Source organism: Litoribacter ruber, assembly GCF_018500185.1.
Lineage (GTDB): Bacteria > Bacteroidota > Bacteroidia > Cytophagales > Cyclobacteriaceae > Litoribacter > Litoribacter ruber.
The window spans coordinates 20,458-46,241 of sequence record NZ_JAHBGI010000005.1 but is presented as its reverse complement, the minus strand read 5'-3'; the positions used below and the strand labels follow the sequence as shown (position 1 = coordinate 46,241).

At 43.2% G+C, this 25,784-nt stretch carries 22 protein-coding genes and 1 other RNA gene; 12 read left to right on the top strand and 11 right to left on the bottom strand.

Going from position 1 to position 25,784, the window contains the following annotated elements; genetic code table 11:
• Positions 1-79: 79 nt before the first annotated feature.
• Both KIH41_RS08605 and KIH41_RS08600 read left to right on the top strand, forming a co-directional pair.
• Positions 80-1,069 (top strand): endonuclease/exonuclease/phosphatase family protein, encoded by a 990-nt coding sequence (locus KIH41_RS08605; protein WP_214162155.1) that lies wholly within the window; start codon positions 80-82, stop codon positions 1,067-1,069.
• Between the two features lie 100 nt (positions 1,070-1,169).
• Entirely contained in the window at positions 1,170-2,153 is a 984-nt protein-coding gene (locus KIH41_RS08600) for an endonuclease/exonuclease/phosphatase family protein (protein ID WP_213944930.1), read from the top strand.
• Here the strand turns inward: KIH41_RS08600 and KIH41_RS08595 are convergent.
• The 3 genes from KIH41_RS08595 to rnpB all read right to left on the bottom strand — a co-directional run bounded on the left by KIH41_RS08595 (position 2,150) and on the right by rnpB (position 4,283).
• Positions 2,150-2,326, bottom strand: a complete 177-nt coding sequence (locus KIH41_RS08595; protein ID WP_213944931.1) for a Lacal_2735 family protein — start codon at positions 2,324-2,326, stop codon at positions 2,150-2,152. The two genes, KIH41_RS08600 and KIH41_RS08595, sit on opposite strands and share 4 nt — an antisense overlap.
• A 357-nt stretch (positions 2,327-2,683) precedes the next feature.
• The gene (locus KIH41_RS08590; RefSeq protein WP_213944932.1) at positions 2,684-3,841 is read right to left on the bottom strand and encodes a sigma-54-dependent transcriptional regulator; all 1,158 of its coding nucleotides are present in this window, start codon (positions 3,839-3,841) and stop codon (positions 2,684-2,686) included.
• Between the two features lie 28 nt (positions 3,842-3,869).
• Positions 3,870-4,283: RNase P RNA component class A (gene rnpB / locus KIH41_RS08585), an RNA gene on the bottom strand.
• A gap of 275 nt (positions 4,284-4,558) precedes the next feature.
• Between rnpB and KIH41_RS08580 the strand changes: the two genes are divergently transcribed.
• Positions 4,559-6,970 carry a TonB-dependent receptor gene (locus KIH41_RS08580; RefSeq protein ID WP_246539037.1) on the top strand — a complete coding sequence of 804 codons (2,412 nt, stop codon included), beginning with the start codon at positions 4,559-4,561 and terminating at the stop codon, positions 6,968-6,970.
• Between the two features lie 151 nt (positions 6,971-7,121).
• The gene (locus tag KIH41_RS08575) at positions 7,122-7,694 is read left to right on the top strand and encodes a DUF3109 family protein (RefSeq protein ID WP_213944934.1); all 573 of its coding nucleotides are present in this window, start codon (positions 7,122-7,124) and stop codon (positions 7,692-7,694) included.
• A 59-nt stretch (positions 7,695-7,753) separates the two neighbouring features.
• Here the strand turns inward: KIH41_RS08575 and accC are convergent, their stop codons facing one another.
• The 8 genes from accC to KIH41_RS08535 form a co-directional block, all read right to left on the bottom strand.
• Positions 7,754-9,103, bottom strand: coding sequence for an acetyl-CoA carboxylase biotin carboxylase subunit (accC, locus tag KIH41_RS08570; RefSeq protein WP_214162153.1), 1,350 nt, complete (start codon positions 9,101-9,103; stop codon positions 7,754-7,756).
• Positions 9,104-9,136: 33 nt separating this feature from the next.
• Complete coding sequence (gene accB, locus KIH41_RS08565; RefSeq protein WP_214162152.1) at positions 9,137-9,625, bottom strand: acetyl-CoA carboxylase biotin carboxyl carrier protein; 489 nt, start codon at positions 9,623-9,625, stop codon at positions 9,137-9,139.
• A gap of 102 nt (positions 9,626-9,727) precedes the next feature.
• Complete coding sequence (gene efp / locus KIH41_RS08560; protein WP_213944937.1) at positions 9,728-10,291, bottom strand: elongation factor P; 564 nt, start codon at positions 10,289-10,291, stop codon at positions 9,728-9,730.
• Positions 10,292-10,317: 26 nt separating this feature from the next.
• On the bottom strand, positions 10,318-11,316 hold the full coding sequence (locus KIH41_RS08555) for a beta-ketoacyl-ACP synthase III (protein WP_214162151.1): 999 nt from the start codon (positions 11,314-11,316) through the stop codon (positions 10,318-10,320).
• A gap of 333 nt (positions 11,317-11,649) precedes the next feature.
• Positions 11,650-11,841, bottom strand: coding sequence for a 50S ribosomal protein L32 (gene rpmF / locus KIH41_RS08550; protein WP_143962228.1), 192 nt, complete (start codon positions 11,839-11,841; stop codon positions 11,650-11,652).
• A gap of 18 nt (positions 11,842-11,859) precedes the next feature.
• On the bottom strand, positions 11,860-12,432 hold the full coding sequence (locus KIH41_RS08545) for a YceD family protein (RefSeq protein ID WP_214162150.1): 573 nt from the start codon (positions 12,430-12,432) through the stop codon (positions 11,860-11,862).
• Between the two features lie 73 nt (positions 12,433-12,505).
• Positions 12,506-13,528: a 4-hydroxythreonine-4-phosphate dehydrogenase PdxA gene (pdxA, locus tag KIH41_RS08540; protein WP_213944940.1), complete on the bottom strand. Its 1,023-nt coding sequence runs from the start codon at positions 13,526-13,528 to the stop codon at positions 12,506-12,508.
• Positions 13,525-14,964 carry a leucyl aminopeptidase family protein gene (locus tag KIH41_RS08535; RefSeq protein WP_214162149.1) on the bottom strand — a complete coding sequence of 480 codons (1,440 nt, stop codon included), beginning with the start codon at positions 14,962-14,964 and terminating at the stop codon, positions 13,525-13,527. Before KIH41_RS08535 ends, pdxA begins: the two co-directional genes overlap by 4 nt.
• A 54-nt stretch (positions 14,965-15,018) precedes the next feature.
• Between KIH41_RS08535 and rsmA the strand changes: the two genes are divergently transcribed.
• The 8 genes from rsmA (at position 15,019) to KIH41_RS08495 (ending at position 25,781) form a co-directional block, all read left to right on the top strand.
• Positions 15,019-15,801 carry a 16S rRNA (adenine(1518)-N(6)/adenine(1519)-N(6))-dimethyltransferase RsmA gene (rsmA, locus tag KIH41_RS08530; RefSeq protein ID WP_214162148.1) on the top strand — a complete coding sequence of 261 codons (783 nt, stop codon included), beginning with the start codon at positions 15,019-15,021 and terminating at the stop codon, positions 15,799-15,801.
• Entirely contained in the window at positions 15,789-17,156 is a 1,368-nt protein-coding gene (gene mgtE, locus KIH41_RS08525) for a magnesium transporter (protein WP_213944943.1), read from the top strand. Before rsmA ends, mgtE begins: the two co-directional genes overlap by 13 nt.
• A 130-nt stretch (positions 17,157-17,286) precedes the next feature.
• Positions 17,287-18,216 carry a 2-hydroxyacid dehydrogenase gene (locus KIH41_RS08520; RefSeq protein WP_214162147.1) on the top strand — a complete coding sequence of 310 codons (930 nt, stop codon included), beginning with the start codon at positions 17,287-17,289 and terminating at the stop codon, positions 18,214-18,216.
• Positions 18,217-18,617: 401 nt separating this feature from the next.
• Positions 18,618-19,400, top strand: a complete 783-nt coding sequence (locus KIH41_RS08515; RefSeq protein ID WP_214162146.1) for a hypothetical protein — start codon at positions 18,618-18,620, stop codon at positions 19,398-19,400.
• A 45-nt stretch (positions 19,401-19,445) separates the two neighbouring features.
• Positions 19,446-21,287 (top strand): gamma-glutamyltransferase family protein, encoded by a 1,842-nt coding sequence (locus tag KIH41_RS08510; protein WP_214162145.1) that lies wholly within the window; start codon positions 19,446-19,448, stop codon positions 21,285-21,287.
• A gap of 506 nt (positions 21,288-21,793) precedes the next feature.
• Positions 21,794-22,015, top strand: coding sequence for a hypothetical protein (locus tag KIH41_RS08505; protein ID WP_213944947.1), 222 nt, complete (start codon positions 21,794-21,796; stop codon positions 22,013-22,015).
• Positions 22,016-22,078: 63 nt separating this feature from the next.
• Positions 22,079-22,876, top strand: coding sequence for a GLPGLI family protein (locus KIH41_RS08500; RefSeq protein ID WP_213944948.1), 798 nt, complete (start codon positions 22,079-22,081; stop codon positions 22,874-22,876).
• Positions 22,877-23,114: 238 nt separating this feature from the next.
• Positions 23,115-25,781, top strand: a complete 2,667-nt coding sequence (locus tag KIH41_RS08495; RefSeq protein ID WP_214162144.1) for a peptidase associated/transthyretin-like domain-containing protein — start codon at positions 23,115-23,117, stop codon at positions 25,779-25,781.
• The last annotated feature ends 3 nt before the right edge of the window (positions 25,782-25,784 follow it).

The window sequence follows — 25,784 nt, the reverse complement described above, 5'->3', positions numbered from 1 at the left end:
CAAAATATAGAAATAAAATTAGCCAATTGCTTACGAAATGGCATTGTTTTTATCCTAGCTATTTAAAATTACTACCTGAATGAGAATAGTTACCTATATTCTGATTTTTGTTGCGGTAATCACCACGGCATTACCCTTGATCCAAACCACCCATTGGTGGATTAGAATATTCGATTATCCGCGAGCCCAAATTGCAGTTATTGCTATTTTGGCTCAAGCTTTAACTTTCGTTTATTTCCGGCACGACATGGTTAAATTCCTTGGGATTTCCGTGTTCCTGCTGGCAGCCATAGCCTATCAGGGCAGATTGATGATTAAATATACGCCAATTTACCCCGTTCAGGCACCAGGGGCTTTCGAGCCGGTGGAGGAAAATACCTTCAGTATCCTGATGTATAATGTTCGGTTGACGAATGACAGGTATGCGGATTTCCTAAATTTGGCGAGAGAACGAGATCCCGACATTATTTTGCTTACAGAGCCAGATCAGGCTTGGGCTGATGCTGTCGAAGGTCTTGATCAAGATTATCCTCATCATATCAAGCATCCTTTGGACAATACTTACGGGATGATCCTTTATTCCCGGTTGGGGCTTGAGGATACGGAGTTGAATTTTTTGGTCAAGGATAGCATTCCCTCTATTTTCACTAAGGTAAAACTTCCCTCTGGAGTTTTGGTTAATCTTCACTGCCTTCATCCAGAGCCTCCAAAGCCAGGTACACCAACATACGAGCGTGATACTGAGATTTTGATAATTTCTGATCGGGTTATACAAGATGAAAGTCCAACGGTAATTGCCGGGGATTTAAATGATGTAGCCTGGTCCAGAACATCCGAGCTGTTTCAGAAAAGGACCTATATGCTTGACCCCAGAGAGGGTAGGGGGCTTTTTAGTACTTACAATACCTTTGTCCCTCTTTTTAGGTACCCTCTTGATCATTTCTTCTATTCCAAACATTTTAATTTGGTCAATTTTGAGCGGTTGCCCCACATTGGTTCGGACCATTTTCCAATCAAGATGACCGTTGAATATGTTCCATTGGAGGAGAGGTTTGACAAATCAAAGTAGAAAGGAGCAAACCCTTTTCTATCTTGATTAGTTATTTCTACGGATTATTTTATATTTATAAATATAACTGGTGATTTTGATCAGTTAAAAACCCCATTTGATGCCATACTTTATAATATTTTTAGTTTTCCTTTCAGTAATAGCTACCGCACTGCCCATGATCCCTTCATATAAGTGGTGGATTAGGATCTTTGATTTTCCCAGGGCCCAGGTGACGGTAATTGCTTTTCTTTCCATTATCCTTACGCTTATCTTTTGTATAGATAGTCCTTTGCTTCTTTACACTTTGATTCCTTTGTCGATAGGCGTGATCAGTTATCAATCTATAAAAATGATTAGGTATACGCCATTTTACCCTATCCGATCACCAAAGGCCAATCTTCCTATTCCTGATAACTCCTTTAGTGTTCTACTGGCGAATGTTAAAATGGATAATGATCAATATGGGGAGTTAAAGGAAATCATCAGGAAGAATGATCCAGACTTGGTTTTGCTAAATGAGGTGGACGATAAATGGCTGCGTGAGCTTCAAGAGCTAGATAGAGATTTTAGATATAGCATTAAATATCCGCAGGACAATACCTATGGGATGACGCTTTATTCAAAACTCAAGCTCATCGATACCAAGGTGAATTTTTTGGTGGATAACACCATCCCTTCAATTCATACCAAAGTGGAGTTGAGATCAGGCAAAATTATTAACTTCCACGGGCTTCACCCTGAGCCACCCAAACCTGGTAGTTCAACTTACGAAAGGGATACAGAATTACTGATAGTGGGGAAAAGGATTAAAAATGAAGATGAGCCAGCTATTTTGGCCGGAGATCTAAATGATGTAGCTTGGTCGGCTACTTCAGAATTGTTTCAAAAAAGGTCAGGGCTTTGGGATCCTAGGGAGGGAAGAGGCTTTTTTAACACCTACAATGTGTTTGTGCCATTCTTCCGCTACCCATTGGATCATTTCTTTTATACCAAAGATTTCTTACTTATTAGCCTTTCCAAGTTGGCGAAGTTTGGATCCGATCATTTTCCAATATTGATCAAGCTGGAATTTGACCCTAAGGCAAGAACTAAAATAGATTAATTGGTTTTCCCTTTCATAGACTCCAGTTCAGAAGCCACTGCGTCGGCTTCTGCATATTTTTCATCACTCTTTTGACGGTCAATTTTCGAGAGCTTAAAAGCTTCCTCTAACAGGCTTTTATGCTTTTGGCGTAATACTTCGATTTTGGATTTCTTTTTGAATATACTCAGCATAGTTCTAATCGTGTTTTGGTTAACCTTGGATTAGAAATATCTTGTTTAAGGTTTTTGTTTGATTAGACAGTTAAAAAAAATAACTGATCTTATTTAAGGTAGGCCGGGTATTTGATTAGATTATCCCGTCGTTAACTGTTCAGGGAATGAAAAGTTTTCAATTTAATTTTGTATTCCCTTGAGAAATAAACATATTTGGGTTTCTGAAAAAATATTTAAGATATGAAAAGATTATTAGCTGTTATTTTGGCGCTTGGCTTTTTGGGCCTAGGTGCATGTGCCTCTAGCAAACCTTGTCCGGCTTACGCTAAGGCTGAGATTGCCGAAGAAGTAAAAGGATAAAAAAAATATGCTGACTTAATAGTCAGCATATTTTTTTATGTCTTCTTCCGAAATGGTCTGGCCTCCCAGGATTACTAGCCTTTCCACCACATTGCGAAGCTCCCTTATATTTCCCGTCCAGGGGAATTCCTGAAGCTTGGATATAGCAGCTGGATCCGCCACTTTTTTGGCAGTGCCATACTCCTGGGCAATGTCGCCCAAAAACTTGTCTACCAACAGCGGAATGTCTTCTTTTCTATCTTTCAATGCAGGCACTTGGATAAGGATCACACTCAATCTGTGGTAAAGATCCTCTCTGAAGTTTCCTTCTTCGATCTCTTTCTTCAAATCCTTATTAGTAGCCGCTAAAACACGCACGTCTACTTTGATATCTTTGTCCCCACCTACTCGGGTGATTTTATGCTCTTGTAGAGCTCTAAGTACTTTTGCCTGGGCCGAAAGGCTCATGTCCCCTATTTCATCCAAAAACAAGGTGCCGCCTGTCGCTTGCTCAAATTTACCCTGACGCTGCTTGTTGGCAGAAGTAAAGGCTCCTTTTTCATGGCCGAAAAGCTCACTTTCAATCAACTCTGCCGGAATGGCGGCGCAGTTGACAGCAATGAATGGGGCGGCTGAGCGATTGCTCTTTTGGTGAAGCCAATGGGCTACCAACTCCTTACCCGTACCGTTTGGTCCAGTGATCAGTACCCTGGCCTCGGTAGGGGCTACTTTTTCTATAGTGTCCTTCACGGTCTGAATAGCCGTAGAGGCACCCACCATATCAAGTTTCTTGGAAAGCTTTTTCTTGAGCACCTTGGTTTCGGTCACCAAGTTCTTTTTCTCAAGGGCATTCCTAACAGTAAGGAGTAGCCTGTTCAAATCCGGCGGCTTTGGGATAAAATCAAATGCCCCCATTTTGGTGGCTTCCACTGCTGACTCAATCGAGCCATGCGCTGAAATCATGATGAACTGGGGCTGACGCTCCATCTTTGAGGCTTTCTCCAAAACCTCCAGCCCATCCATTTTAGGCATCTTGATATCGCAAAGTACTAGGTCGAATTCTTCGTTTTGGATTCTTTTTAGGCCTTCTTCTCCATCTGCAGCCTCAGAGATGTCATACTTCTCATACTCTAGGATTTCCTTCAGTGTAGCCCTGATGACGCGCTCGTCATCAACGATCAAAATTTTAGGCATAATGTGTATGTGTTATTAATAATAAAAGAAAAAATGCAAGCCTATAAGCCGGGTTCTGTAACCTTTGCCCAAAAGCAAAGGCCATTTGTCATTTATCTAGCCTTGCCATCACTGGCAAGATCTATCGATCTACCCACTCCGGTTTCCCGACAAGTCGGGATTGGACGAGCAGCCCTTGGACCGGAGCCTATTTGATCTTTCAACCCATAAGGTTTTCCATGCCTCCTGCATCACTGCCGGAGCGGTGGGCTCTTACCCCGCCTTTTCACCCTTACCCGGTTTCCGATAGAATCGGGACCCGGGCGGTCTGTTTTCTGTGGCACTTTCTGTATCCCGATCCTTACGGATCAAGACCCTTCCCGTTAGGAAGTATGGCGCTCTATGTTGCCCGGACTTTCCTCCTTCCCGCTTTTATCGGGACGGCGACAAATCGGCTTGCATCCTGCAAATTACAATGTTTTTGGTGATATACCCTAAGTAAAAAGGAATTTTCCTGACTAGGGTTGCGCCAAAGATAACAATAATTGTTCCATAAATAATTCCATTTTTATCTCCTTGTATTGATTGCAAGGTTTAATAAAGAAAATCTATTAAGAATTCACAACCCTTATTTGGATTAAGTTTAAATAGGAAATACATTTGCATCGTTATTAAAATTAAATCTAAATAAGGATTGACCGATATATGAATCGCATTCCAAAATTACTCGGAATTTGTTTGGTAGCTTTGATTTCTCTATTAGGAACGGCCCAACAATCTTTTGCCAAAGATTCAAATGAAGATAAAGAATTGGCCCTTACAGGAAAAGTGAAGTCGCAGGAAGGAGAACCTATTCCCTATGCTAATATCCAAGTGCTGGGAACGGTGAAAGGTACCCTGACTAATCTTGATGGCTCTTTTGAAATATTTGACCTTGAAGATGGGGTTTATACCGTTAAAGTTTCAGCTATGGGATTCAAAGCCATTACTCGTGATGTGGAGGTTAAGAACGGGGTAATTAAGCAATTGGATTTGATTTTTGCAGAAATTGGGGTTGACATGCCCGAAATTACTATTATTTCGGAAAAAGACAGGATGTTCAGCAAGGTGCCTGGAGCGGTTACATTTATAGATAATAGAGAATTGAAAGCCTTGAGCCCTATCAGTGGCAATGAAGCCTTGAGAAGGTCGCCGGGTGTACACGTGGTAGACGAAGAGGGAATAGGAATGAGAGCCAATATCGGTATTCGTGGTTTAGACCCGGATAGAAGCCGCTCGGTTTTAGTGATGGAAGACGGTATTCCTGTCGCGCTTTCCCCTTATGGAGAGCCTGAATTATATTATACGCCTGCAATTGACCGTATGAGCGGTGTAGAAATCTTGAAAGGTTCTGGACAGATTCTTTACGGTCCTCAGACCATCGGTGGGGTTGTAAATTATATCACGGCTACTCCTCCGCAAGAGCAGGAAGGTGCAGTAAAAATCCAAGGTGGCCAAGGAGGATTGTTCACGGGCATGTTGAGCTATGGAAATACTTTTGGGAATACTGGCGTGCAGGTTAATCTCTTGAAGAAAAGAGCTGATAATGTTGGCCCAACGCAATTCGATATCACGGATTTTAATACCAAGTTTCTTTTTGACCTCAATGAAAGGTCAACCCTAGGGGTAAAGCTGGGGGTGTATAATGAGGTTTCCAATTCGACATATGTGGGTCTTACCCAGACCATGTTTGACGCTGGTGGGCAGGATTATGTAAGAATTGCCCCTGATGACCAGCTTGATGTTCGCCGATATTCTTTAAGCTTTAGCCATAAATACAAGATTTCAGATAAAGTAAGGTTGAGAACCATCGCCTACGGTTATACTACCACAAGAAACTGGAATAGACAAGACTTCGCTGTAGGTGGGGGAGAGGGTTATACGCCTCCATCCAATTGGACAGGCACTGTTTGGGGGGATACCGATGTAGTGGGTGGTGCGCTTTATATGAGAAACTCTACTGGGAACAGAAATAGGCAGTTTGAAGTGGCTGGAGTTGAGCCTAGATTGGAAGTGGATCACAACCTTTTTGCCAAGAAGAATGAGTTGATCGTCGGTACCAGGTTCCTTTATGAAAGAGCATTTGAGCAAAGAGTCAATGGCACGCAGGCTGGGGTGAGAAGTGGTGACTTGGTAGAAGATGAAATCAGAACCGGTCATGCAATCAGTGCTTACGCCCAAAACAAAATCCATCTTAACGACAAGTTTAGCTTCAGTGGAGGGGTTAGAATGGAAAGCTTTGATTACGTAAGGGACATCAACAGAAGAAGCTTCCCGGGTGTGGGAATCAGGGATACTTCCCTAGTAGCCGGCAACCAGGTAGTAGAAGTTATCCCAGGCATGGGGTTCAATTACAGACCTACCCAAAAGATAAACATGTTTGGTGGGGTGCATAAGGGGTTTGCGCCGCCAAGAATAAAGGATGCCATCTCCAACTTGGCAGATGTTTACGAATTAGACGCTGAACACAGCTGGAATTATGAGCTGGGTTTCAGAACCGATTTGGTAAACTGGATCTTTATGGAGATGACAGCATTCCACATGGATTTCTCCAACCAGATCATCCCAGTGTCTGAATCTTCCGGTGGAGTAGGTTTTGGAGTAGTCAATGGAGGTGCTACCCGTCATTCAGGTCTGGAAACAGCTATTGTGATGGATATCAGCCAAGCGTTGGGATTGAGCAGGACTAAGCTGGTGTATGATATTAATGCTACGTATGTGAAAGCAACTTTCTCTGAAGACAGGTTCGTAAATGAAGTGAATATTTCTGGAAATAGAACGCCATACGCCCCTGAGTGGTTTATCAACTCTGCTTTAACATTGGAAACAGAATCCGGATGGGGAGCAAGATTGGTAGGAAACTATGTAGGTCAGCAATTCACGGATATTGAAAACAGCATCGCCGCATCAGCAGATGGTCGAACTGGTCAGCTTCCAAGCTATTTTACCGTGGATGCAGTTGTAAATTATACCGTGGCCAAGTGGAACACCAATTTCAACTTGACTGTAAAGAACCTTACTGATGAGCGTTACATTGCGAACAGAAGGCCTCAAGGTATCCGAGTAGGACTTCCAAGATTCATTACAGCTGGTTTTGAATTCAGATTTTAAACATTCAACCTCTTTTAGGGTTAAATTACAAAGCATTCAATGCTTTTACTTCATAGTGCAGGGTTATGCCGCTCCTTAGGGGGCGGCTATTTTTTTGTTCGGCCAGTCGACAATTATCCTTACCTTTGCAAAATAATTAAAGAGTAATAATATGATATTAGTGGGGAAAGCCGTGCTAAGCGACGATATTAAGGATCACTTCTTCGTGTGTGATCTCGAAAAATGTAAAGGCGCCTGCTGTGTAGAGGGAGACGCCGGGGCACCATTGGAAGATGAGGAGATTGAGATACTTGAGAAAGCCTACCCAGCTATAGAACCCTACCTTAGCGAAGAAGGGAAGGCTGCTATCAAAAAGCAGGGGGTATGGGTATATGATCAGGAAGGTGAAAAAGGTACTCCAACCATAGGTGACAACCGTGAATGTGCCTATGCCCTATATGATGAAAAGGGGATTTTGAAATGCGGGATGGAACAGGCTTACTTGGATGGGAAAACTAATTTCAAAAAACCCATAAGTTGCCATCTGTACCCGATAAGGGTGAAGAAATACGATGACTTTGATGCTTTGAATTACGACAGATGGGAGATATGCAATCCTGCCTGTTCGCTGGGGAAAAAGCTTGGGGTGCCCATCTATAAATTCCTAAAAGAACCTCTAATTAGGAAATACGGGGAGGCTTGGTACGAAGAACTGGTAAGAGAAATAGAAGGAGAAAAGCTTTAATAGTTTTGCGCCAAATAAGAAAAAAAGGCTGCTTTATCGAAAAGCAGCCTTTTATATTTTTAACCTTTAATGCGTGAAAAGTCAAAGGTATCCAAGAACTTGGTGGTGAAGTTTCCAGCTTTAAATTCAGGATCGTCCAACAAAGCCAAATGGAAAGGAATGGTGGTTTTGATGCCATCAATTACAAATTCCTCTAAGGCTCGCTTCATTCGTACTATAACCTCTTCTCTAGACTGGCCGCTAACAATCAGCTTAGCAATCATGGAGTCATAGTTAGGAGGAATGACATAGCCAGCATACACATGGCTATCTATCCTGACACCACGTCCACCTGGAAGGTGTAGATTCACGATTCTACCAGGGCTAGGTCTAAAGTCCTTGGTAGGGTCTTCTGCGTTGATTCTACACTCCATAGAGTATAACTTGGGATAATAGTTCTTTCCGCTTATTTTCTCCCCAGCAGCAACCTTTATTTGCTCCTTAATCAAGTCGAAGTCGGTTACCTCTTCGGTAATCGGATGCTCCACTTGGATACGGGTATTCATTTCCATGAAGTAGAAGTTGCGATGTTTGTCCACCAAAAACTCGATGGTACCGGCACCTTCGTATCCAATGGCTTCAGCGCCTTTAATAGCAGCTTTACCCATCGCATCTCTAAGTTCATCTGTGATGAAAGGAGAAGGGGTTTCCTCCACCAATTTTTGATGGCGTCTTTGGATAGAGCAATCTCTTTCCGAAAGGTGGCAAGCCCTTCCATTGCTATCACCAATGATCTGGATTTCAATATGTCGAGGCTCCTCCACAAATTTTTCCAAGTAAAGGGCATCATTACCGAAAGCAGCGGCTGATTCCTGTCTGGCATCATCCCAGCCTTTTTTGAAGTCAGCTTCTGATTTGATGATTCGCATACCCTTACCACCACCACCGGCTGTAGCTTTTACGATTACAGGGTAGCCCATTTCGGCAGCTATCTGTTTGCCCTCCTCCATTGATTTGAGCAATCCTTTTGATCCAGGTACGGTAGGTACGCCCGCTTCTTCCATGGTAGCTTTGGCAGTAGCCTTGTCACCCATTTTATTGATCATTTCGGGGCTGGCTCCGATGAACTTGATATTGTATTCATCACAAATCCTTGAAAACTCGGCGTTTTCAGACAAGAAGCCGTATCCGGGGTGGATAGCGTCAGCATTGGTGATTTCTGCTGCAGCAATGATTCTTGGGATATTAAGATAGGAGTCTCTAGAAGGAGCCGCACCAATACATACAGCTTCGTCAGCAAAACGAACGTGAAGACTGTCCTTGTCGGCAGTGGAATATACAGCCACTGTCTTGATGCCCATCTCTTTACAGGTACGGATTACCCTTAGGGCGATTTCTCCTCTATTGGCAATAAGTATTTTCTTAAACACAGTTGATTAAGTTAGTTGTAACAAAATTGAAACTTATCCTGCCGGATCTACTAGGAACAATGGCTGATCGTATTCTACAGGCTGGGCATTTTCTACCAACACCTTTACGATTTTACCTGATACCTCAGATTCAATTTCGTTAAACAATTTCATCGCTTCAATGATACAAACCGTCTGGCCAGCCTTTATGGTGTCGCCTACATTTACAAATGAAGGGGAATCAGGGTTTGGCGTTCTGTAGAAGGTCCCAATCATTGGCGACTTTACCTCGATGTATTTGGAGTTATCAGAAGCCGGGGCAGCAGGTGCTGCCGCTTCAGTTGGCGCCACAGGAGCTGGATTTGATGGAGCTGGAGTTGTGTTGGAAGGGGCAGGTGCAGCAGCAGGTTCAGCAGCTTTCACGTGTACAACCTCAGAGTTCTTCTTGATCGAAAGTTTGAACTCATCCGTTTCGATTTTTACCTCAGCCAAACCTGACTTAGAAATGAAATCTATTAATTCTTGAATTTCTTGCGCTTTCATATTTTTTTGATGTTAGGAAACTTGAGTTTTGATTGTCAGTTTCGGGTTTGTATAAATACATTGAAGCCATGCAAATGGAGGTAGGCATGGCTAATAGATTATTTATTTGACTCTTTCTGAATAAGAACCATCCCTGGTGTCGACCTTGATCATGGTATCTTGGTCGACGAAAAGGGGGACCATCACAGTAGCTCCCGTTTCAAGAGTCGCAGGTTTTAGGGTGTTGGTAGCCGTATCGCCTTTTATACCAGGTTCGGTATAGGTAATCATCAATTCCACAAACGGAGGCAATTCTACTCCTAGAGGGGTTTCGTTTTCTGCATGGATCAAAATATCCACCATCTGACCTTCCTTGAGAAGTTTAGGTCTTTCGATAAGCTTTTCCTCGATAGGAATCTGCTCGAAAGTTTCGGTGTCCATAAAGTGATAGCCCATGTCATCGGCATAGATGAACTGGTGCTGTCTTTTTTCCACTCTGGCAGTGGTCACTTTCTCGCCGGCATTAAAAGTCTTGTCCAAGACTTTTCCGGTTGTGAGACTTTTTAGCTTGGTCCTTACAAACGCAGCGCCTTTCCCAGGCTTTACGTGCTGGAATTCCACTATCGTAAAGATATCGTGGTTAAATTCCAAGCAAAGACCATTTTTGAAATCTGCAGTACTTGCCATTTATTTAAGGTTATTTAGTTTCTCAATTATTTAGGGTCGTATCCCCATTTTAGGTACATGGAACCCCATGTAAACCCACCGCCAAAGGCTGCCAAGATGATGTTGTCACCTTTCTTCATTTGCGATTCGTAATCCCAAAGGCACAATGGCAACGTTCCTGCTGTCGTGTTGCCGTACTTTTCAATGTTCATCATTACTTTCTCTGGTCCCACACCCATTCTATTGGCTGTGGCATCGATGATACGCTTGTTGGCCTGATGAGGCACCAGCCAGGCTACATCTTCGGCAGTAAGGTTGTTTTTGGCCATGATGTTGGCGCTCACCTCAGCCATGTTGGTTACGGCAAACTTGAACACCGTAGAGCCTTCCTGGTACGCAAAGTGCTCACGTGCGGCTACTGTTTCCATTGTAGCTGGTCTGGCACTGCCACCGGCTTTCATGTGCAGGTATGGCGCTCCGGATCCGTCGGAATGAAGGATAGAGTCCATAATCCCTATTTCTTCAGTGGTTGGCTCCAAAAGAACCGCTCCACCGCCATCACCGAAGATGATGCAGGTAGACCTGTCAGTGTAATCCACAATTGCAGACATCTTATCCGCGCCTACAATGATGACCTTTTTATGCTTGCCAGTTTCAATGAATTGGCTTCCGATTGTCAAAGCATACAGAAAACCCGAACAAGCCGCTGAGATATCAAAGCTGAAGCTGTTCTTAGCTCCTACATTGTCGGCGATAATATTTGCTGTGGCCGGGAAAACCATGTCAGGCGTTACCGTGGCACAAATTATCAAATCAATATCTTCGGGATTGGTGTTGGTTTTTTCCAATAGGCCTTTTACAGCGTGGGTGCCAATTACCGAAGTACCCTGATTCTCTCCTTTTAGTACTCTTCTTTCTTTAATACCAGTACGGGACACAATCCATTCATCATTGGTATCGACCATGGTTTCCAATTCCTTGTTGGTCAACACATATTCGGGGACCCAACCATGTACTCCGGCTATTACAGCTCTAGTTTTTTCCATTTAAATTTGGTTTGGGGAGTTACCTAGAAACACTGGATGATTAATATGTTATTTCTACTTAGTAATTCCCTTGTAATTGTGGTAAAGTACCGATTGTAGGTTTTAATACATGGGTACTTTACTTTACGGCCTTCAAAATTATTTAAAAAGTGCTTTACCACCAAGGATTTTAAGCACTAGAATTGTAAAGCTATGATATAAAGTCCTGTACCCCTTATCTGGCATAGTGAAAAATGCTTTTTGGAGGCCAGAAACAACTATTCATGAAGCTATATAAAAGAAAAAAAACCACCTGGAATTCAGATGGTTTTTGTAGTATGTTGTGTATATGGCTTATGCCAATACTTCTTTTTCCATGATCACTTGACCTTTGTGATAAAGCTTGCCGTCCAACCAGTAAGCTCTGTGAGGAAGGTGGAATTCACCAGTGGTTGGGCATTGTGCCAATCCAGGAGCGGTCAACTTGTAATGCGTTCTTCGCTTATCTCTTCTGGTTTTCGAAATTTTTCGTTTAGGATGTGCCATCTCTATGCAATTTTTAGATTAATCTTTTTTCTTTAAATTTTTAAGCGCTTCCCATCTGGGATCTGTATTTTCCTCGGATTCCGATGACTCCTCGTCTTGCTCAGACGGCTCGTCTTCAACATCGCCGGAACTGTATACCAGCTCACCCTCTGCTTCAAAATCATCTTCATCCATTTCATACACATGGTCCGGATGGACTTTCTTGGCCGGGATCGCTAATATTATAAATTCATATATCAATTGCGCAACATTGATTTTGGGGGTGTCGCGGGTAATCATGAAAATCTCTTCATTGATTTCCGCTTCCTCTGGACCGTATTTGTACCTTACTCGCTGGGTAGTTTCCAGTGGATGGTCAAAGAGCTCTAGACTTCGGTCGCAGGTAAGCTCCACGCTTCCCTTAATGTCAAATATCGCGTCTATTAAATTAGCTTCCTTGGATAAAGTAACCAAAGCAGTCAAATTCCCCTTGCTTACAATTTCGTTTTTCTCAAAGTGCTTGAAGAACTCATCGGTAACTGGAAAAGAGAATTCATGCTTCCCTTCTTTAAGTTTGATGACTTCAATATCGTAATCTTTAAAGAATTTCACGCTTCCTCCTTCTAATTTAAGACCGCAAATTTAGTGAAGTATTTTTAAAAACTAAAACTGAACCGTATTTATTTTAGTCCTCCTCTTCCCAGTCACCCTTCTGTCTGATAATATCATAGGCACAAAAGATGGCTGAACGCATGGAGCCTTCATCGGCTACGTTCTTCCCGGCGATGTTATAGGCAGTGCCATGATCGGGAGAAGTTCGCACAAAAGGCAGGCCAGCCGTAAAGTTGACGCCGGTCTCAAACGCTAGGGTCTTGAAAGGAATCAAGCCTTGATCATGGTACATGGCCAAAATCCCGTCAAACTTCTTGAAATGCATCATTCCAAAAAATCCATCAGATGGATAGGGCCCAAATACCATTTCGCCTTTGTCCTTAAATGCACGAATGGCGGGTTTGATGATTTCTTCCTCTTCAGCACCCAACAAACCATCTTCCCCTGCATGCGGGTTAAGTCCCAGTACGGCAATTTTTGGCTTGTTGATACCATAATCATCCTGAAGGGACTTGATCATGATCTGAAGCTTCTCTTGGATTCTCTTCTGTGTAATCTGTGCCGGCACATCTTTTAGAGCGACATGACCAGAAACAAGTCCAACCCTCAAGTCGTCCGACACCATAAACATCATGCTGTCTTTCGCCTCAAAAGCCTGTGTAAGGTATTCCGTATGGCCCACAAAGCTCAACTCCTCGCTGTTAATGTTGTTTTTGTTCAGTGGGGCAGTTACCATCGCCTGGATTTTGTTGGCCTTCATATCCTCAATAGCTTGGTCTATAGCGGCAATGGCCATTTTGCCCGCTTCCATGGTTTCCACGCCTGGAATTACCTCGGGGCATTCTTCCACGACGTTGATCACGTTGATTTTCTTGTGGTGGATTTCGTCCACGCTCTTGATTTGCATGAAATTAAAATCATCCAGCTGCAATTGCTTGCGGTAATAGGTGATGGCCTTGCCGTGAGCATAAATTACAGGCGTAATGAGCTTTTGAAGCCTGTTGTCCAAAAGGGCTTTCATGGTCACCTCGGCACTGATGCCGTTAATATCTCCTATCGTAATCCCAATGATGGGCTTGTTTTTCCTGTTGCTCATTTAGTGCTTTGGGTATAATTTGATAAAAACCTGGTCAGCAGCCTCACGCCAAATCCGCTTCCACCCGCCGGCTTGTAGCTGTCGGAGGATTTGGAATAGGCGGGGCCGGCTATATCCAAGTGTATCCATTCAAAATCTATAAAATGTTGTAAAAACTTCCCGGCAGTGATCGCCCCGCCGGTCGGACCGCCAAGGTTTGTAATGTCGGCAATGTTTGATTTTAATTGCTTATCGTACTCTTCCCAAATCGGGAATTCCACCAATCTTTCGCAAGTGATCTCTCCGGCCTGTTGAAGCTGGGATTTCCATTCCTGCGATGCCGTACCCATCATCACCGCACCTTCCTTGCCAATTGCAGCCATGGCCGCTCCGGTAAGTGTGGCCACATCTATAACCAGTCCCGGATTGTATTTCTGCGCAAAGATAAGGGCATCAGCCAAAATTAACCTGCCTTCGGCATCTGTATTGAGAATTTCTACGGTTTTGCCATTGGGATACTCAATTACATCTCCAGGGGTGACGGCATTGTATCCGGGGCGGTTGTCCGTAGCGGGGATCAGTCCGATAACTTCTATGGGGAGGTTAAGTTTGGCAACAGCACACATGGTGCCCACCACCGTGGCGGCTCCAGCCATGTCGGACTTCATCAGGTCCATGGAATTTGCCGTGGGTTTCAAGCTCAATCCACCTGTGTCGTAAACCACCCCTTTGCCCACCAATACTATGGGTTTGTCATTTATAGGCTTATCGGGGCGGTGGCACATGATGCTGAAAGTAGGAGGCAATTCACTTCCTGCATTGACAGCAAGCAGTCCGGCCATTTTTAGTGAGGCGATCCGGGTTTCGTCGAAAATCTCCGTTTCGAACCCATATTCTTTTCCCAAGGCTTCAATCTCCTCAGAAAGCTGGGGAGCCGTTAAAAATATGGCTGGCTCATTGACCAAGGTACGGGCTACAAAAGTTGCGTTGATGGATAACTGTAGAAAATCGGCCTCCTGTTGGGAGAGTCCGTTAGCGACTACCTCAAGAGTGGAGGGGAAAGTCTTTTTTTCGGTCTTATACTTTTGAAAAGAATAGGAGGCAAGCATGCAGCCTTCCAGAAAGGGCGCAAGGCTGGCATTTTCTCCCAGACCGTATGCCACTGCCGCATCCAGGTCCTTCAAAAACCCCCAAGCTTTAGCACCAGCTCTTCTGGCATATTCTGCCTTGTAGGTTTCAGAAGAGCTTTCTTTCTGCTTAAAAATTAATAGTTGATGGGTCCCGTTTGTGAAAGTTAACTGTTCCTTGTTTTTGGAAAATAGCATGTTTTTGAGGAAGGCTTTTTCCTTTTCTTCAAAGGCATAATGTTCCAGATCTCCCTCCTTTGAAAGGTAAATTACACCTTGGAGAGCAGCGGGATTATCAAGGCTCTTTTTTAAACTTATGGCAGTTAACATATAATATCTTAATTTTGACACGCAATTTAACGAATTTTTATCAGAGAAATTAAGATGGATAAAGTCAAACCTAAAAAGCACCTGGGCCAACATTTCCTTACCGACTTGGGGATTGCCGAAAAAATAGCCAAAGGCATGACCGGTCACAAGGGAGTGAAAAAAGTGCTCGAAATCGGTCCCGGGATGGGGGTTCTGACGGATTTTCTGCTGCAGGAGCCTTGGGACCTGTACCTGGTCGATGTGGATACCGAGTCCATTGCCTATTTGCACAAAAAATATCCCCAGTTGGGAGAAAAGATTATTGAGGCAGATTTCTTAAAACATGATTTTGGAAAGGTAATTGAAGGGGACTATGCAGTAGTGGGGAATTTCCCTTACAACATTTCTTCACAGATATTTTTCAAAGTACTGGAGGACCGCCACAAGGTGCCTGAGGTGGTGTGTATGCTTCAAAAAGAGGTGGCCCAGCGGATTGCTTCCCCTCCTGGAAATAAGGATTATGGGATTTTAAGCGTGCTGTTGCAGGCCTTTTATGATATAGAATATCTTTTTTCGGTGCCTCCCGGGGTCTTTAATCCTCCGCCAAAAGTGAACAGCGGGGTAATTAGGCTAAAAAGGAATGAAACCAAAAAGTTGGATTGTGACGAGAAGATGTTTTTCAGGGTGGTTAAACAGGCCTTTTCCACTCGCCGAAAAACCCTGCGGAATGCCCTCAAATCAATGGGACTGGCCGAAGAAGTGAGGGAGATGTCCTTGCTGGACAAGCGCGCTGAGCAACTAGGCGTGCAGGACTTTGTATTTTTAACGAACCAAATTCAAGCAACTTGGAACAAATAAAACTATTCGAGCTCTCAAAAGAATACCTGGAGCAACTCCGCCAGGCTATAGAAGCCGAAGACAAGGTGTTCATCAAGGAATCCATGGAAGGCGCCAACGAGGCCGATGTGGCGGCCTTGCTAGATGAGCTTGACATGCAGGAGGCTTTGTACGTGCTTCGGGTGCTTGATGATGAGCTTGCCGCTGATATCTTAATTGAGCTTGATGAAGATGATCAATTCAAGATCATTACATCCATGGAGCATACCGAGCTCGCTGCTCTTATCGACCACATGGACTCCGATGATGCGGTAGATATACTCAACCAACTCGGGGTTAATGAGCGGGAGGATGTAATCAGCCACCTTCAGGAGAAGGAGAAGTCTGCCCACATTCTGGACCTTTTGCGCTATGATGAGGATAGCGCAGGGGGACTCATGGCCAAGGAATTTATCAAGGCCAACCAAAATTGGACGGTGGTGCAGACGATCAATGAGATCCGACGCCAGGCTGAAAATGTTGAGAAAATCTACTCCATATATGTAGTGGATAATAAAGAAAGGCTTTTGGGAAGGGTCAGCCTGAAGAGGATCATTCTTTCGGCAGCCGATACCAAGATTGCGGATATTTTTGAGGATGACCAAATATCTGTGCCTACCCATATGAGGCAGGAAGAGGTGGCGGAAATTATGAGAAAATACGATTTGGAATCCATTCCTGTGGTAAATGTCAAGAATAAGCTTGTTGGAAGGATTACCATTGATGATATCCTCGATGTGATCCGGGAGCAATCAGAGGAAGATATTCAGGCCATGACGGGGCTTTCGGATGATGTGGAGGAAAGCGATAGTATTTTCAGGATCGCCAAAGCTCGGCTTCCTTGGTTGCTTATCGGTGTGGTAGGTGGGCTGATGGGGGCCGGAATAATAGATTTCTTCGAAGATGGTCTTCAGAAAGTCATCGCATTGGCTTCATTCATTCCTTTGGTGGCAGCTACCGGCGGTAACGTGGGCATTCAGTCCTCCTCCCTGGTAGTCCAGACGCTTGCCGCAAAATCGGTGTTCAGCGATACCCCTTGGCAAAGATTCATCAAGGGCTTTCTGATAGCCTTGGTCAATGGTGTAGTGTTGGGAGGTTTTGTGCTGGCTGTGGTGGTTTTTGTCTACAAACATGAGTTTATTTTTGGAGTTACCATTGGGCTGGCCATGTTCTGCGTGGTTTTGCTGGCATCCTTTATGGGGACCGTAACTCCCATTTTGTTAAATCGATTTGGAGTAAACCCAGCCATTGCCTCAGGCCCTTTTATTACTACGGCAAATGACCTGCTTGGCTTGGCAGTGTATTTTGGAGTGGCGATGTTGTTGTTGAATTTGTAGGATGACAGATGTCGGATTTCCGATGAGGGTATCAGGATAAAATTGGCCACGAAGGGCACAAAGTAAAAAAGAGGTCGAACAAGGCTTTTTAACGGCAAGATGAGGGAGGTTTAAAATAAAACGATCTGTTATGAGGATTTTGATCATAGACGAAATGCACAATAGTATTGTGCCCCTTTTGGAAAAATTGGGGCATGCAGTGGATTATAAGCCAGAAATAGACCGCAAGGGCATAATGGAAGTTGTGGGTGGCTATGAAGGATTGATCATTAGATCAAAAACAAAAATGGATCGAGAGCTGCTGGAAAAGGGGGGCAACCTTAAATTTATAGCCAGGGCAGGAGCCGGCCTTGATAATATTGACATTGATTTTTTAGAAGCCCGAGGCATTCAGTTATTCCATGCACCCGAAGGCAACCGGGATGCGGTAGGGGAGCATGCCGTGGGTATGCTTTTGGCCCTTTTTAACCATTACAACCGGTCTGACCAGCAGGTCCGCAAAGGAATCTGGCGGAGGGAAGAAAATAGAGGGGAAGAATTGGCCGGCAAAACAGTCGGCATCATCGGATACGGCAACATGGGCCAGTCTTTTGCAAAGCGCCTAAGTGGATTTGGAGTACATGTGCTGGCCTATGATAAATATAGAACCGATTATGGCGATCAATATGCTGCTGAAGCGGGTTGGGAGGAGATTTTCGAAAAAGCCGACATTTTAAGTCTGCATATCCCTTTAACTTCCGAGACTAGGGGTTTTTTGGATATCACCTTTTTGGGCAGATTTCAAAAACCCATCTATTTCATCAATACGGCTAGGGGAGAACTAATCAGTTTTGATACTTTGAATGAGGCCCTTCAGGAGAAAATATTCAAAGGAGCCATACTCGATGTATTGGAAAACGAAAAATTTGGCAGCATGACTCACGCCCAGAAACTGTCCTTTGATAAACTTGCCGAGCGTGACAACGTCATTTTTTCACCTCATGTGGCAGGCTGGACCCACCAATCTTACGAAAAGATCAACAAAGTGCTAGTTGAAAAGATAGCCAAAGCCTTCCCCTAAGCTTTTGCTTTATCCATTAGCCTACAATGGGGCTAGTCCCATTTCTGATACATAGATTTTTTAAGTAATTCCTACCTAATATCAACTTTACTCAGATAGCAAACCTTTCCGTTTCCATCCCATTTTTACTCCAAATCCCCACTGCATCCTCTCCGTCAAAATACGGAGTGGGTACGGAGAGGGTACAAAGTGGAATCGGAGTGGATACGGAGTGGCTAAGTTTGGGTGTTGCTTTAAAGTTTTGATTAACAAAGGATTGTGTTGTTGATGATTGGTGTTGGTGAAGGGACGGTATACAAGAAGGAACTAATAAGCAATCTGTCATTAGTTCACTATATATTAAAAGTTACATTATTACTTTTTACGCAGAAGTCTTATATTTAGATGAAAATGAATGAGATATGAAAAAGGCTTTATTCAGTTTCTTGATTTTTATAAGTTTTGTCACCCAGGCATTTTGCCAGACTGAAGGCTTGCAGAAAACCATCCGGGCCACCAATATTCAAGAAACGTTAATCAATCGTCCCAATTTTGTAGGGGGAAATATGGTGTATGGTATTCCAGATGAGCCTAAGCGAGTACTGGGCAATTTTTACCTGGACCCCAAGTGGAACAAATCCACGCTCATGCTTTATAAAAATGATCAGATTTTAACCGACCACTTGGTTCGCTATAATATCGAGAGCCATCAATTTGAAGCCATTGCCCCCAATAGCGATCAGGTAAAAACCATTCCGGGCCTACGCGTCCACAATTTGGTTTGGATTGATTCCGTGCATCAGGTGCCCAGATATTTTGTGAATGGGATGGAGTTTTTGGACCAAGGGGTACCTATTTCCGGCTTTTTTGAAATCTTGGTAGATGGTGAATTGCCCCTGGTTCGGCGCACGGTGACTACCTTGAAAAGGGCCAATTATAATACCGCGTTGATGATTGGGAATAAGGATGATGAGATCAAAAAGAAAAACATTTACTATTTTGTCAAAGACAAGCAGGTTTTGGAAGTGCCCCGAAAGAAGAAAAAACTTTTGAAGATTTTTGATGATAAAGAGCAGGAGGTGGAGGGCTTTATCGAGGCTAACCGGATAAACCTTGGCGAAAACAATGGCCTCTATAAGGTATTTAGCTTTTATAATTCATTGTATGAGGGCTATGAGCCCCTTTGGCCGGAGGCTACCGAATAGATAGCTTGTTTTATTTATATCAATCACCTTTCCTAAAATAGGATTATGAAGAAAATTTTAGCTGCACTCTTAATTTTTGTTTCTCAAAATGTATTAGCCCAAACCACCCAAAAGCCGGTTTTGCACGGTAAAAACTGGGTGGCCATCACGGGCAAACCTTTGGCAGCCACCGCTGGGGCCATGACCTTCCAGAAGGGGGGTAACGCCGTGGATGCGGCCTGTGCCATGCTGGCGGCGACCTGCACGATGTGGGATGTGCTCAGCTGGGGAGGGGAGACCCAGGCGCTGATCTACCATCCGGGCCAGAAAAAGGTATTCGGTATCAATGCCCTTGGTGTGGCTCCTTCCGGAGCAACGGTTGATTATTTCAAGGATAACGACATGGAGTATCCGCCTGCCTTTGGCCCATTGGCGGCAACCACGCCCGGAACCTTTGGAGGAATAATCACCATGCTGGCGGAATATGGGACGTTGAGCCTTAAGGATGTTTTAGAACCAGCCATGCAGATGGCCCAAGGCTACCCCATCGAGGCGCAAACGGCCAACCAGATCGAGTCCAACAAGGATAAGGTAAAGGAATGGCCTTATTCCAAAGCGGTTTTTCTTCCGCATATGGGAGAGGAGCGGGAGGCGCCGCATGCCGGGGAAATATTCGTGCAGGAAGACCTTTACAATACACTCAAAAAACTGGTAGATACGGAGCAAAAGGCCTTGTCTGAAGGCAAGAGCCGCAAGGAAGCCCTGCAGTTGGCCTATGATAGGTTTTATACCGGCGACATTGCAGAGGAAATCGTGCGAAGCGTGAAGGAGCAGGGAGGATTGTTCGAGATGGAAGACCTGGCCAACTGGCAGGTCAAAATCGAGGATCCTCTGCATGTGAATTACAAAGGTATTGATGTTTTCAAATTGAGAGAGTGGACGCAAGGGCCGGCTTTACTGCAGTCATTAAATATTCTGGAGAATTTTGACCTAAAGAAAATGGGTTACAACTCCGCCAATTATATTAACACAATCTATCAGACCATGAGCCTGGCTTTTGCCGATAGGGATTTTTATTATGGAGACCCTGATTTTGGACAGGCTAGCCCTATGGAGGGGCTTCTTTCAAAGCAATATGCCAAAGAAAGAGCCAAACTGATTCAGGAAAGAAATGTGGAGGATATTGGGCCAGGTGATCCTTATCCTTTCCAAGGTGGAACCAATCCATTTAAGGACTTATTGGAAAAAAGAAAAGATGCATTGAGTTATTTCGAGCCAGAAAATCCCATTTCGGGATTAGAAGATCCGTTTTTGGAAGAATTCCTATTAGGCACGACTACCGTACAGGCAGCCGATGCAGAGGGTTGGGTAGTTTCCATCACGCCGAGTGGGGGCTGGGTGCCGGCTGTCATCGCCGGTGAGACCGGCATAGGCTTGAGCCAGAGGATGCAGAGCTTTGTGCTGGACGAGAAGCTGAATCCTTTTAATGTGCTGGAGCCTGGCAAGCGTCCACGGGTGACCCTTACGCCAAGCATGGCCTTAAAGGACGGCAGGCCGTTTTTGTCCTTTGCCGTTCAGGGTGGCGATACGCAGGACCAGAACCTGTTGCAGTTTTTCCTCAACGTGGTGGAGTTTGACATGACTGTACAGGAAGCCGCCGAGGCTGCCAACATCAACAGTTACCAGATGCAGTCCTCCTTCGGCGCACATGAAAGCAAACCTGGAGCCATTACCCTCAGCACCCAAACACCTCCATGGGTAAGGAACGAGCTAAAGAAGCGGGGCTACAAGATGGATTTCCAGGAAAGGACCAGCGGGCCAATCAACGCAATATGGTTTGACTGGAAGCACGGCACCTTCTGGGGAGGCAGCAGCAACCACGGGGAGGATTATGGGATAGCTTGGTAAAAAAAGAGAAAGGGTACACAGAGTTAAGATAGAGGTTTAAAAGGAGTTTCACAGAGCCTCGTCGCAGAGAAGAAATGCTTTAGAATTTATTTTCGCCTTTCTGCCCCCTGGTTGGAAGCATCATTAATTAGAGGGAGGGTTATGGGATTGCATGGAAGAAGGACGGGCGGTAAGGGGACAGCGGACTGATCTGTGTCATTTGAATTGACAAGCAATTAGGTACTTTTAGGGAGTCATCTCAATAGAGTGATTTTGGAATATTATGGTAAGATGGGGATGAACGTTTAAATTCGGTGTTTTTTGGGTTTTGGGGATAGTTTGTTATGATTATCATTCAGAGGGTAAGTAATAATTGTACCTTTTTATTTAAACTAATTTTAATTTTTTTTAACGAAATGTTTGCTTCTTTCTTTCTTTCTTTCTTTCTTTCTTTCTTTCTTGGGCATAGGTTATAGGTGGCCGCTTTTTAGCCTTTAATAATTTTAACCATATAATTCTTTAAAAAAATGAAAAAGTCAATCATGTTTTACCTTTGTTTATTTTTGGGTATCGGCTTAACTTATGCTTCTTCTTATGAAGATGAGTTTCAATCCTGTGTGGATGCGACAGCTTGTGGTGTAAATGTCATGGTCTGCGGTGATACTTTAGAGGAGATGAATGAGCAACACGGTGAGTGGGAGCAAATTCTTGGCTGTGGAGGAGATTCATCAATAGATCCAGCTCCATAAATTTTGCTATTTAACCTAGCAGCACTCTGTGCTGTTAGGTTTTCACCATAATTGAAGGTTTTTATGATGTTTACATTTATAATTCATTTATTGTTAGCTTATTTTGCTGTGGAGCCGACTCTTTCTTCATCAAATATGGCTGTTTATTATCAGTTGGTTTATGTTGATGATACCTTGAGTATGGAAAGCCCGAAAACAGAATTTATGGTGCTTTTGGTAGGAGAACAGCAATCATTGTTTAAAAGTTATAATAAATATTTGCAAGACTCATTAATTCAAGCACATTCATCTAGTGGGACTACTCCAAAAGAATTTTTTGAATTAAAAAAACAATATCCAAATTCTAATTTTGATTTTCAAATAGTTAAAAATACAAGGTCGATAAAGGTTTATGATAAAATTATACCTGACCATTACGTATATGAAAAGGATATGTCTGGTTTGGAGTGGGAAATAACTGGAGATAAGAAAACCTTAATGGGTTTTACTGTTCAGAAAGCCAAGGCTCTCTATGGTGGTAGGGTATGGGAGGCGTGGTTTTCAGAAGATTTACCTTTAAATGATGGACCATATGTTTTTGGAGGTTTGCCAGGGTTAGTTATTGAGGTTAAAGATTCTCAAGGACATTATGCCTTTAATCTTTACAAGATTAAGAAAGGGATTAAGTCTTCCTTAGAACCTTATTTAGTTAAAAAACCAATTGTTGCCTCAGAAAAACAATTTTTAAGATTAAGAAAGGAGTTTCATTTACAGGCTTCTCAGAAATTATCACAATCAAATATGGAGGTTCGAGATATTGAACTTGCTAGGCAGGTTGATGAGAGGTTCCGGAGAAAGAGTAATTTTATTGAAGTAAATTAAGTTATGAAAAAAGTTTTAGAGTAAATAGATTCTTGGCTAAAAAATTCTAACAAAATTAATATCTAAAATTTAAGACAGATAGTAAGACCATAAATTAGTTGCGACGAAGTATTCTGTTTTTAGTGATTTTATGAGTTAATAATAGGGGTCCACGCTGAGTAATTTTTTTAATTACTAAAAAGTGAAAGAAAAATCAATATAGATATTTAGACCGGGTTCACCCTGATTGTTTAATAATATGATTATAAGAACCGTTATTATATCTGTAATTTTTATCTTAGGGTTCATACCACAAATTTATGGACAGGCAATTTTATCGGGAAAGGTCTTATACAAACAACAAAATATACCTGTATTTGGTGTCAATGTTTTAGTTAAGGATCCTGAAGGCAAAAACACCATGACTTTTGGGGTGACTAATGATAAGGGGCAATTTTTAATTCAGATACAATCGGAGTCAGATAGTCTTTTAATTGAATTTAGATCTTTAACGATTCAAGAGTATCAGATGGTGGTTTCCAATGTGTCCCAACAGATTTTGGTAGAAGTAGAGGAAGCTATGCAGGAAATTCCTGAATTCACCCTGAAATCTATTAAAAATCCTATCACCGCAAAAAATGACACGATTAGTTATTCCGTAGAAGGATTTGCTACACCAAATGACCGGGTGATAGCCGATATCCTGAAACGGCTTCCAGGAATTGAAGTGCTGGATAATGGAAGGATATTGTATGAAGGAAGGGGTATTCACAAGTTCTACATAGATGGAATGGACCTGCTGGAGGGGAAATATAATCTTGCTAACAAAAACCTGCCTGCAGATGCCGTAGAGTCTGTGCAGGTGCTGGAGAACCATCAACCTTTGCGGGTGCTTGACAGTCTGGTATTTTCTGATAGGGCGTCTTTAAACTTAAAACTGAAGAGAAAAAATGTATGGGTAGGGACAGGGGATGTGGGAGTAGGGGCCTCCCCTCTATTGTGGGAGGGTAAATTCAGCCCCATGGTGTTCCGAAATAACCTGCAAATGATCAATACGGTGCAATCCAACAATTCCGGTAAGGATATCGCTGAGGAATTGGAAGTATTGACTTTGGATGATTTGAAGGAAAACGTGGGAAGTCTAGCTGGTTTTAAGCCTTGGTTTGGGATCCCTGACCTGTTTGTTCCAAATCTTCATAAAGAAAGGTTCCTATTCAATGAAAGCCATCTGTTTTCTGCCAATGTGCTTAAACGTAATGCAAACAAGATAGAGTTCAGGACGAATGTCTCTTATTTGCATGACAGTCAGCGGCAGAACGGTCAAGTCCGTACGGCATTCTTCCTTCCTATGGATACTGTTAGTATCCAAGAGGATCATCATAACCGGTACGTGAGAAGGGATCTGGAGGCTGAACTGTCCTGGATCAAAAATGAAAAGAAAGGCTATATAAAAAATAGACTTCAATTAAATGTCCAAAATAATGTGGAATTAGGACTGACCCATTTAAATGAAATTAAGCGAAACCAAAAAGCCAACCTCCCATTGGTGTCTATTTCCAATAAGTTTCACACCCTAAAACCTGTGGGAAGACAACTTGTGGACGTCAGATCTGACGTCACCTTTAGACGGGCAAACCAAAGTCTGTCGATTTCCCCTGGAGGCTTTGAGCAGCAATTGACAGAGGGCGTTTCATTTGAAAGGCTGGTTCAAAATCTTGAATCCCAAACTTTCTTCCTCAATAATTCCATAGGCCTGACCAAAGGTTTGGGAAAAGGCTGGACCTATAGTGGAAATGCGGGCCTGTTATACCAGCTGGATGTGATGGAAAGCAGTTTGAGTACTAGGGAGGGAAGCGAAGAGGCGGTGCAGCCCTTTCCATACGTAAATGATATTAGCTATCAACAGGTCAGGACTTACCTCAAATCGAAATTTACCCTGAAGCAGGAGTCATTTAACTTTTCATTTGATATCCCGATGAGCTATCTCAATGTTCAGGTGAAGGATCCAGTAGCCCATCAGGGCCTTCAGATGGGAAGGATGATCTTCGAGCCCCAGCTTTTTATGAAATATGATTTTACCGGAAAGTGGAATTCGGTAGTGAGGCTTAAAAGGAAAAATGACTTCAAGGGTGTTCAGGATTTGCATTATGGTTTTATCCTACGGAATTTTAGAACTTTCCGACAGCAGGCTACAGCCGTTCCTGAAGTAGTGGATCATAGTCTGGCCTACCATTTAAACTATAGAGATCCCATAAATTCATTTTTCGCTAACTTTAACTACACTTATGCATTTATGGATTTCAATACCATCACGGAAAATCAGGTGGGGGCCTCTGGGGAGATTGTCTACCGCACTTTGGATTTGCAAAACAGTGGTGAGACTCATTCCTTAAACCTTCGGAGTAGTAAGTACATGCCTTTGTTATTTACCAACATTATCCTCACGGGACTTTTTCAACACCGCACAAGAGAACAGATTATCAATGGTGATCTTGCCGTGGTAGCCTATCAGGTAGTCGGGCCTGGGTTAGAGCTACATATCAATCCAAAGTCTGTCGTCAATCTTTCGTATAAGGCAAATTTTAATTTTATCAATTCCACTGTGGGGGAAAATAGCTTAGGGCGCATACAACAATTAAAGCAGACTGCCGAGCTTGATGTCTTTCCTGTTGAAAACCATTTATTGAGTGTCATAATGGAAGTTTATGACAACAGGCTTGGAGAGAACAAGGATTTGACTGGTTTTTTGGATTTGCGTTATAGATATAGGATCCCCCAAAGCAAGTGGGATGTGAGCCTGCATGCTCAAAATATTCTCGATAACAATAATTTCGGGACCTTTACTGCGGACTCCTTTATGATCCGAGAGCAAAGTTTCATGCTGCGGCCCAGGCAGGTTTTGGTGAATTTGAATTTTTCTTTCTAAAAT

What these genes read in the sequence shown, in the direction of transcription:
- KIH41_RS08605 (WP_214162155.1), top strand. Translation starts at nt 80, where the DNA reads ATGAGAATAGTTACCTATATTCTGATTTTTGTTGCGGTAATCACCACG.
- KIH41_RS08600 (WP_213944930.1), top strand. Translation starts at nt 1,170, where the DNA reads ATGCCATACTTTATAATATTTTTAGTTTTCCTTTCAGTAATAGCTACC.
- KIH41_RS08595 (WP_213944931.1), bottom strand. Translation starts at nt 2,326, where the DNA reads ATGCTGAGTATATTCAAAAAGAAATCCAAAATCGAAGTATTACGCCAA.
- KIH41_RS08590 (WP_213944932.1), bottom strand. Translation starts at nt 3,841, where the DNA reads ATGCCTAAAATTTTGATCGTTGATGACGAGCGCGTCATCAGGGCTACA.
- KIH41_RS08575 (WP_213944934.1), top strand. Translation starts at nt 7,122, where the DNA reads ATGATATTAGTGGGGAAAGCCGTGCTAAGCGACGATATTAAGGATCAC.
- accB (WP_214162152.1), bottom strand. Translation starts at nt 9,625, where the DNA reads ATGAAAGCGCAAGAAATTCAAGAATTAATAGATTTCATTTCTAAGTCA.
- efp (WP_213944937.1), bottom strand. Translation starts at nt 10,291, where the DNA reads ATGGCAAGTACTGCAGATTTCAAAAATGGTCTTTGCTTGGAATTTAAC.
- KIH41_RS08555 (WP_214162151.1), bottom strand. Translation starts at nt 11,316, where the DNA reads ATGGAAAAAACTAGAGCTGTAATAGCCGGAGTACATGGTTGGGTCCCC.
- rpmF (WP_143962228.1), bottom strand. Translation starts at nt 11,841, where the DNA reads ATGGCACATCCTAAACGAAAAATTTCGAAAACCAGAAGAGATAAGCGA.
- pdxA (WP_213944940.1), bottom strand. Translation starts at nt 13,528, where the DNA reads ATGAGCAACAGGAAAAACAAGCCCATCATTGGGATTACGATAGGAGAT.
- KIH41_RS08535 (WP_214162149.1), bottom strand. Translation starts at nt 14,964, where the DNA reads ATGTTAACTGCCATAAGTTTAAAAAAGAGCCTTGATAATCCCGCTGCT.
- rsmA (WP_214162148.1), top strand. Translation starts at nt 15,019, where the DNA reads ATGGATAAAGTCAAACCTAAAAAGCACCTGGGCCAACATTTCCTTACC.
- KIH41_RS08520 (WP_214162147.1), top strand. Translation starts at nt 17,287, where the DNA reads ATGAGGATTTTGATCATAGACGAAATGCACAATAGTATTGTGCCCCTT.
- KIH41_RS08515 (WP_214162146.1), top strand. Translation starts at nt 18,618, where the DNA reads ATGAAAAAGGCTTTATTCAGTTTCTTGATTTTTATAAGTTTTGTCACC.
- KIH41_RS08510 (WP_214162145.1), top strand. Translation starts at nt 19,446, where the DNA reads ATGAAGAAAATTTTAGCTGCACTCTTAATTTTTGTTTCTCAAAATGTA.
- KIH41_RS08505 (WP_213944947.1), top strand. Translation starts at nt 21,794, where the DNA reads ATGAAAAAGTCAATCATGTTTTACCTTTGTTTATTTTTGGGTATCGGC.
- KIH41_RS08500 (WP_213944948.1), top strand. Translation starts at nt 22,079, where the DNA reads ATGATGTTTACATTTATAATTCATTTATTGTTAGCTTATTTTGCTGTG.
- KIH41_RS08495 (WP_214162144.1), top strand. Translation starts at nt 23,115, where the DNA reads ATGATTATAAGAACCGTTATTATATCTGTAATTTTTATCTTAGGGTTC.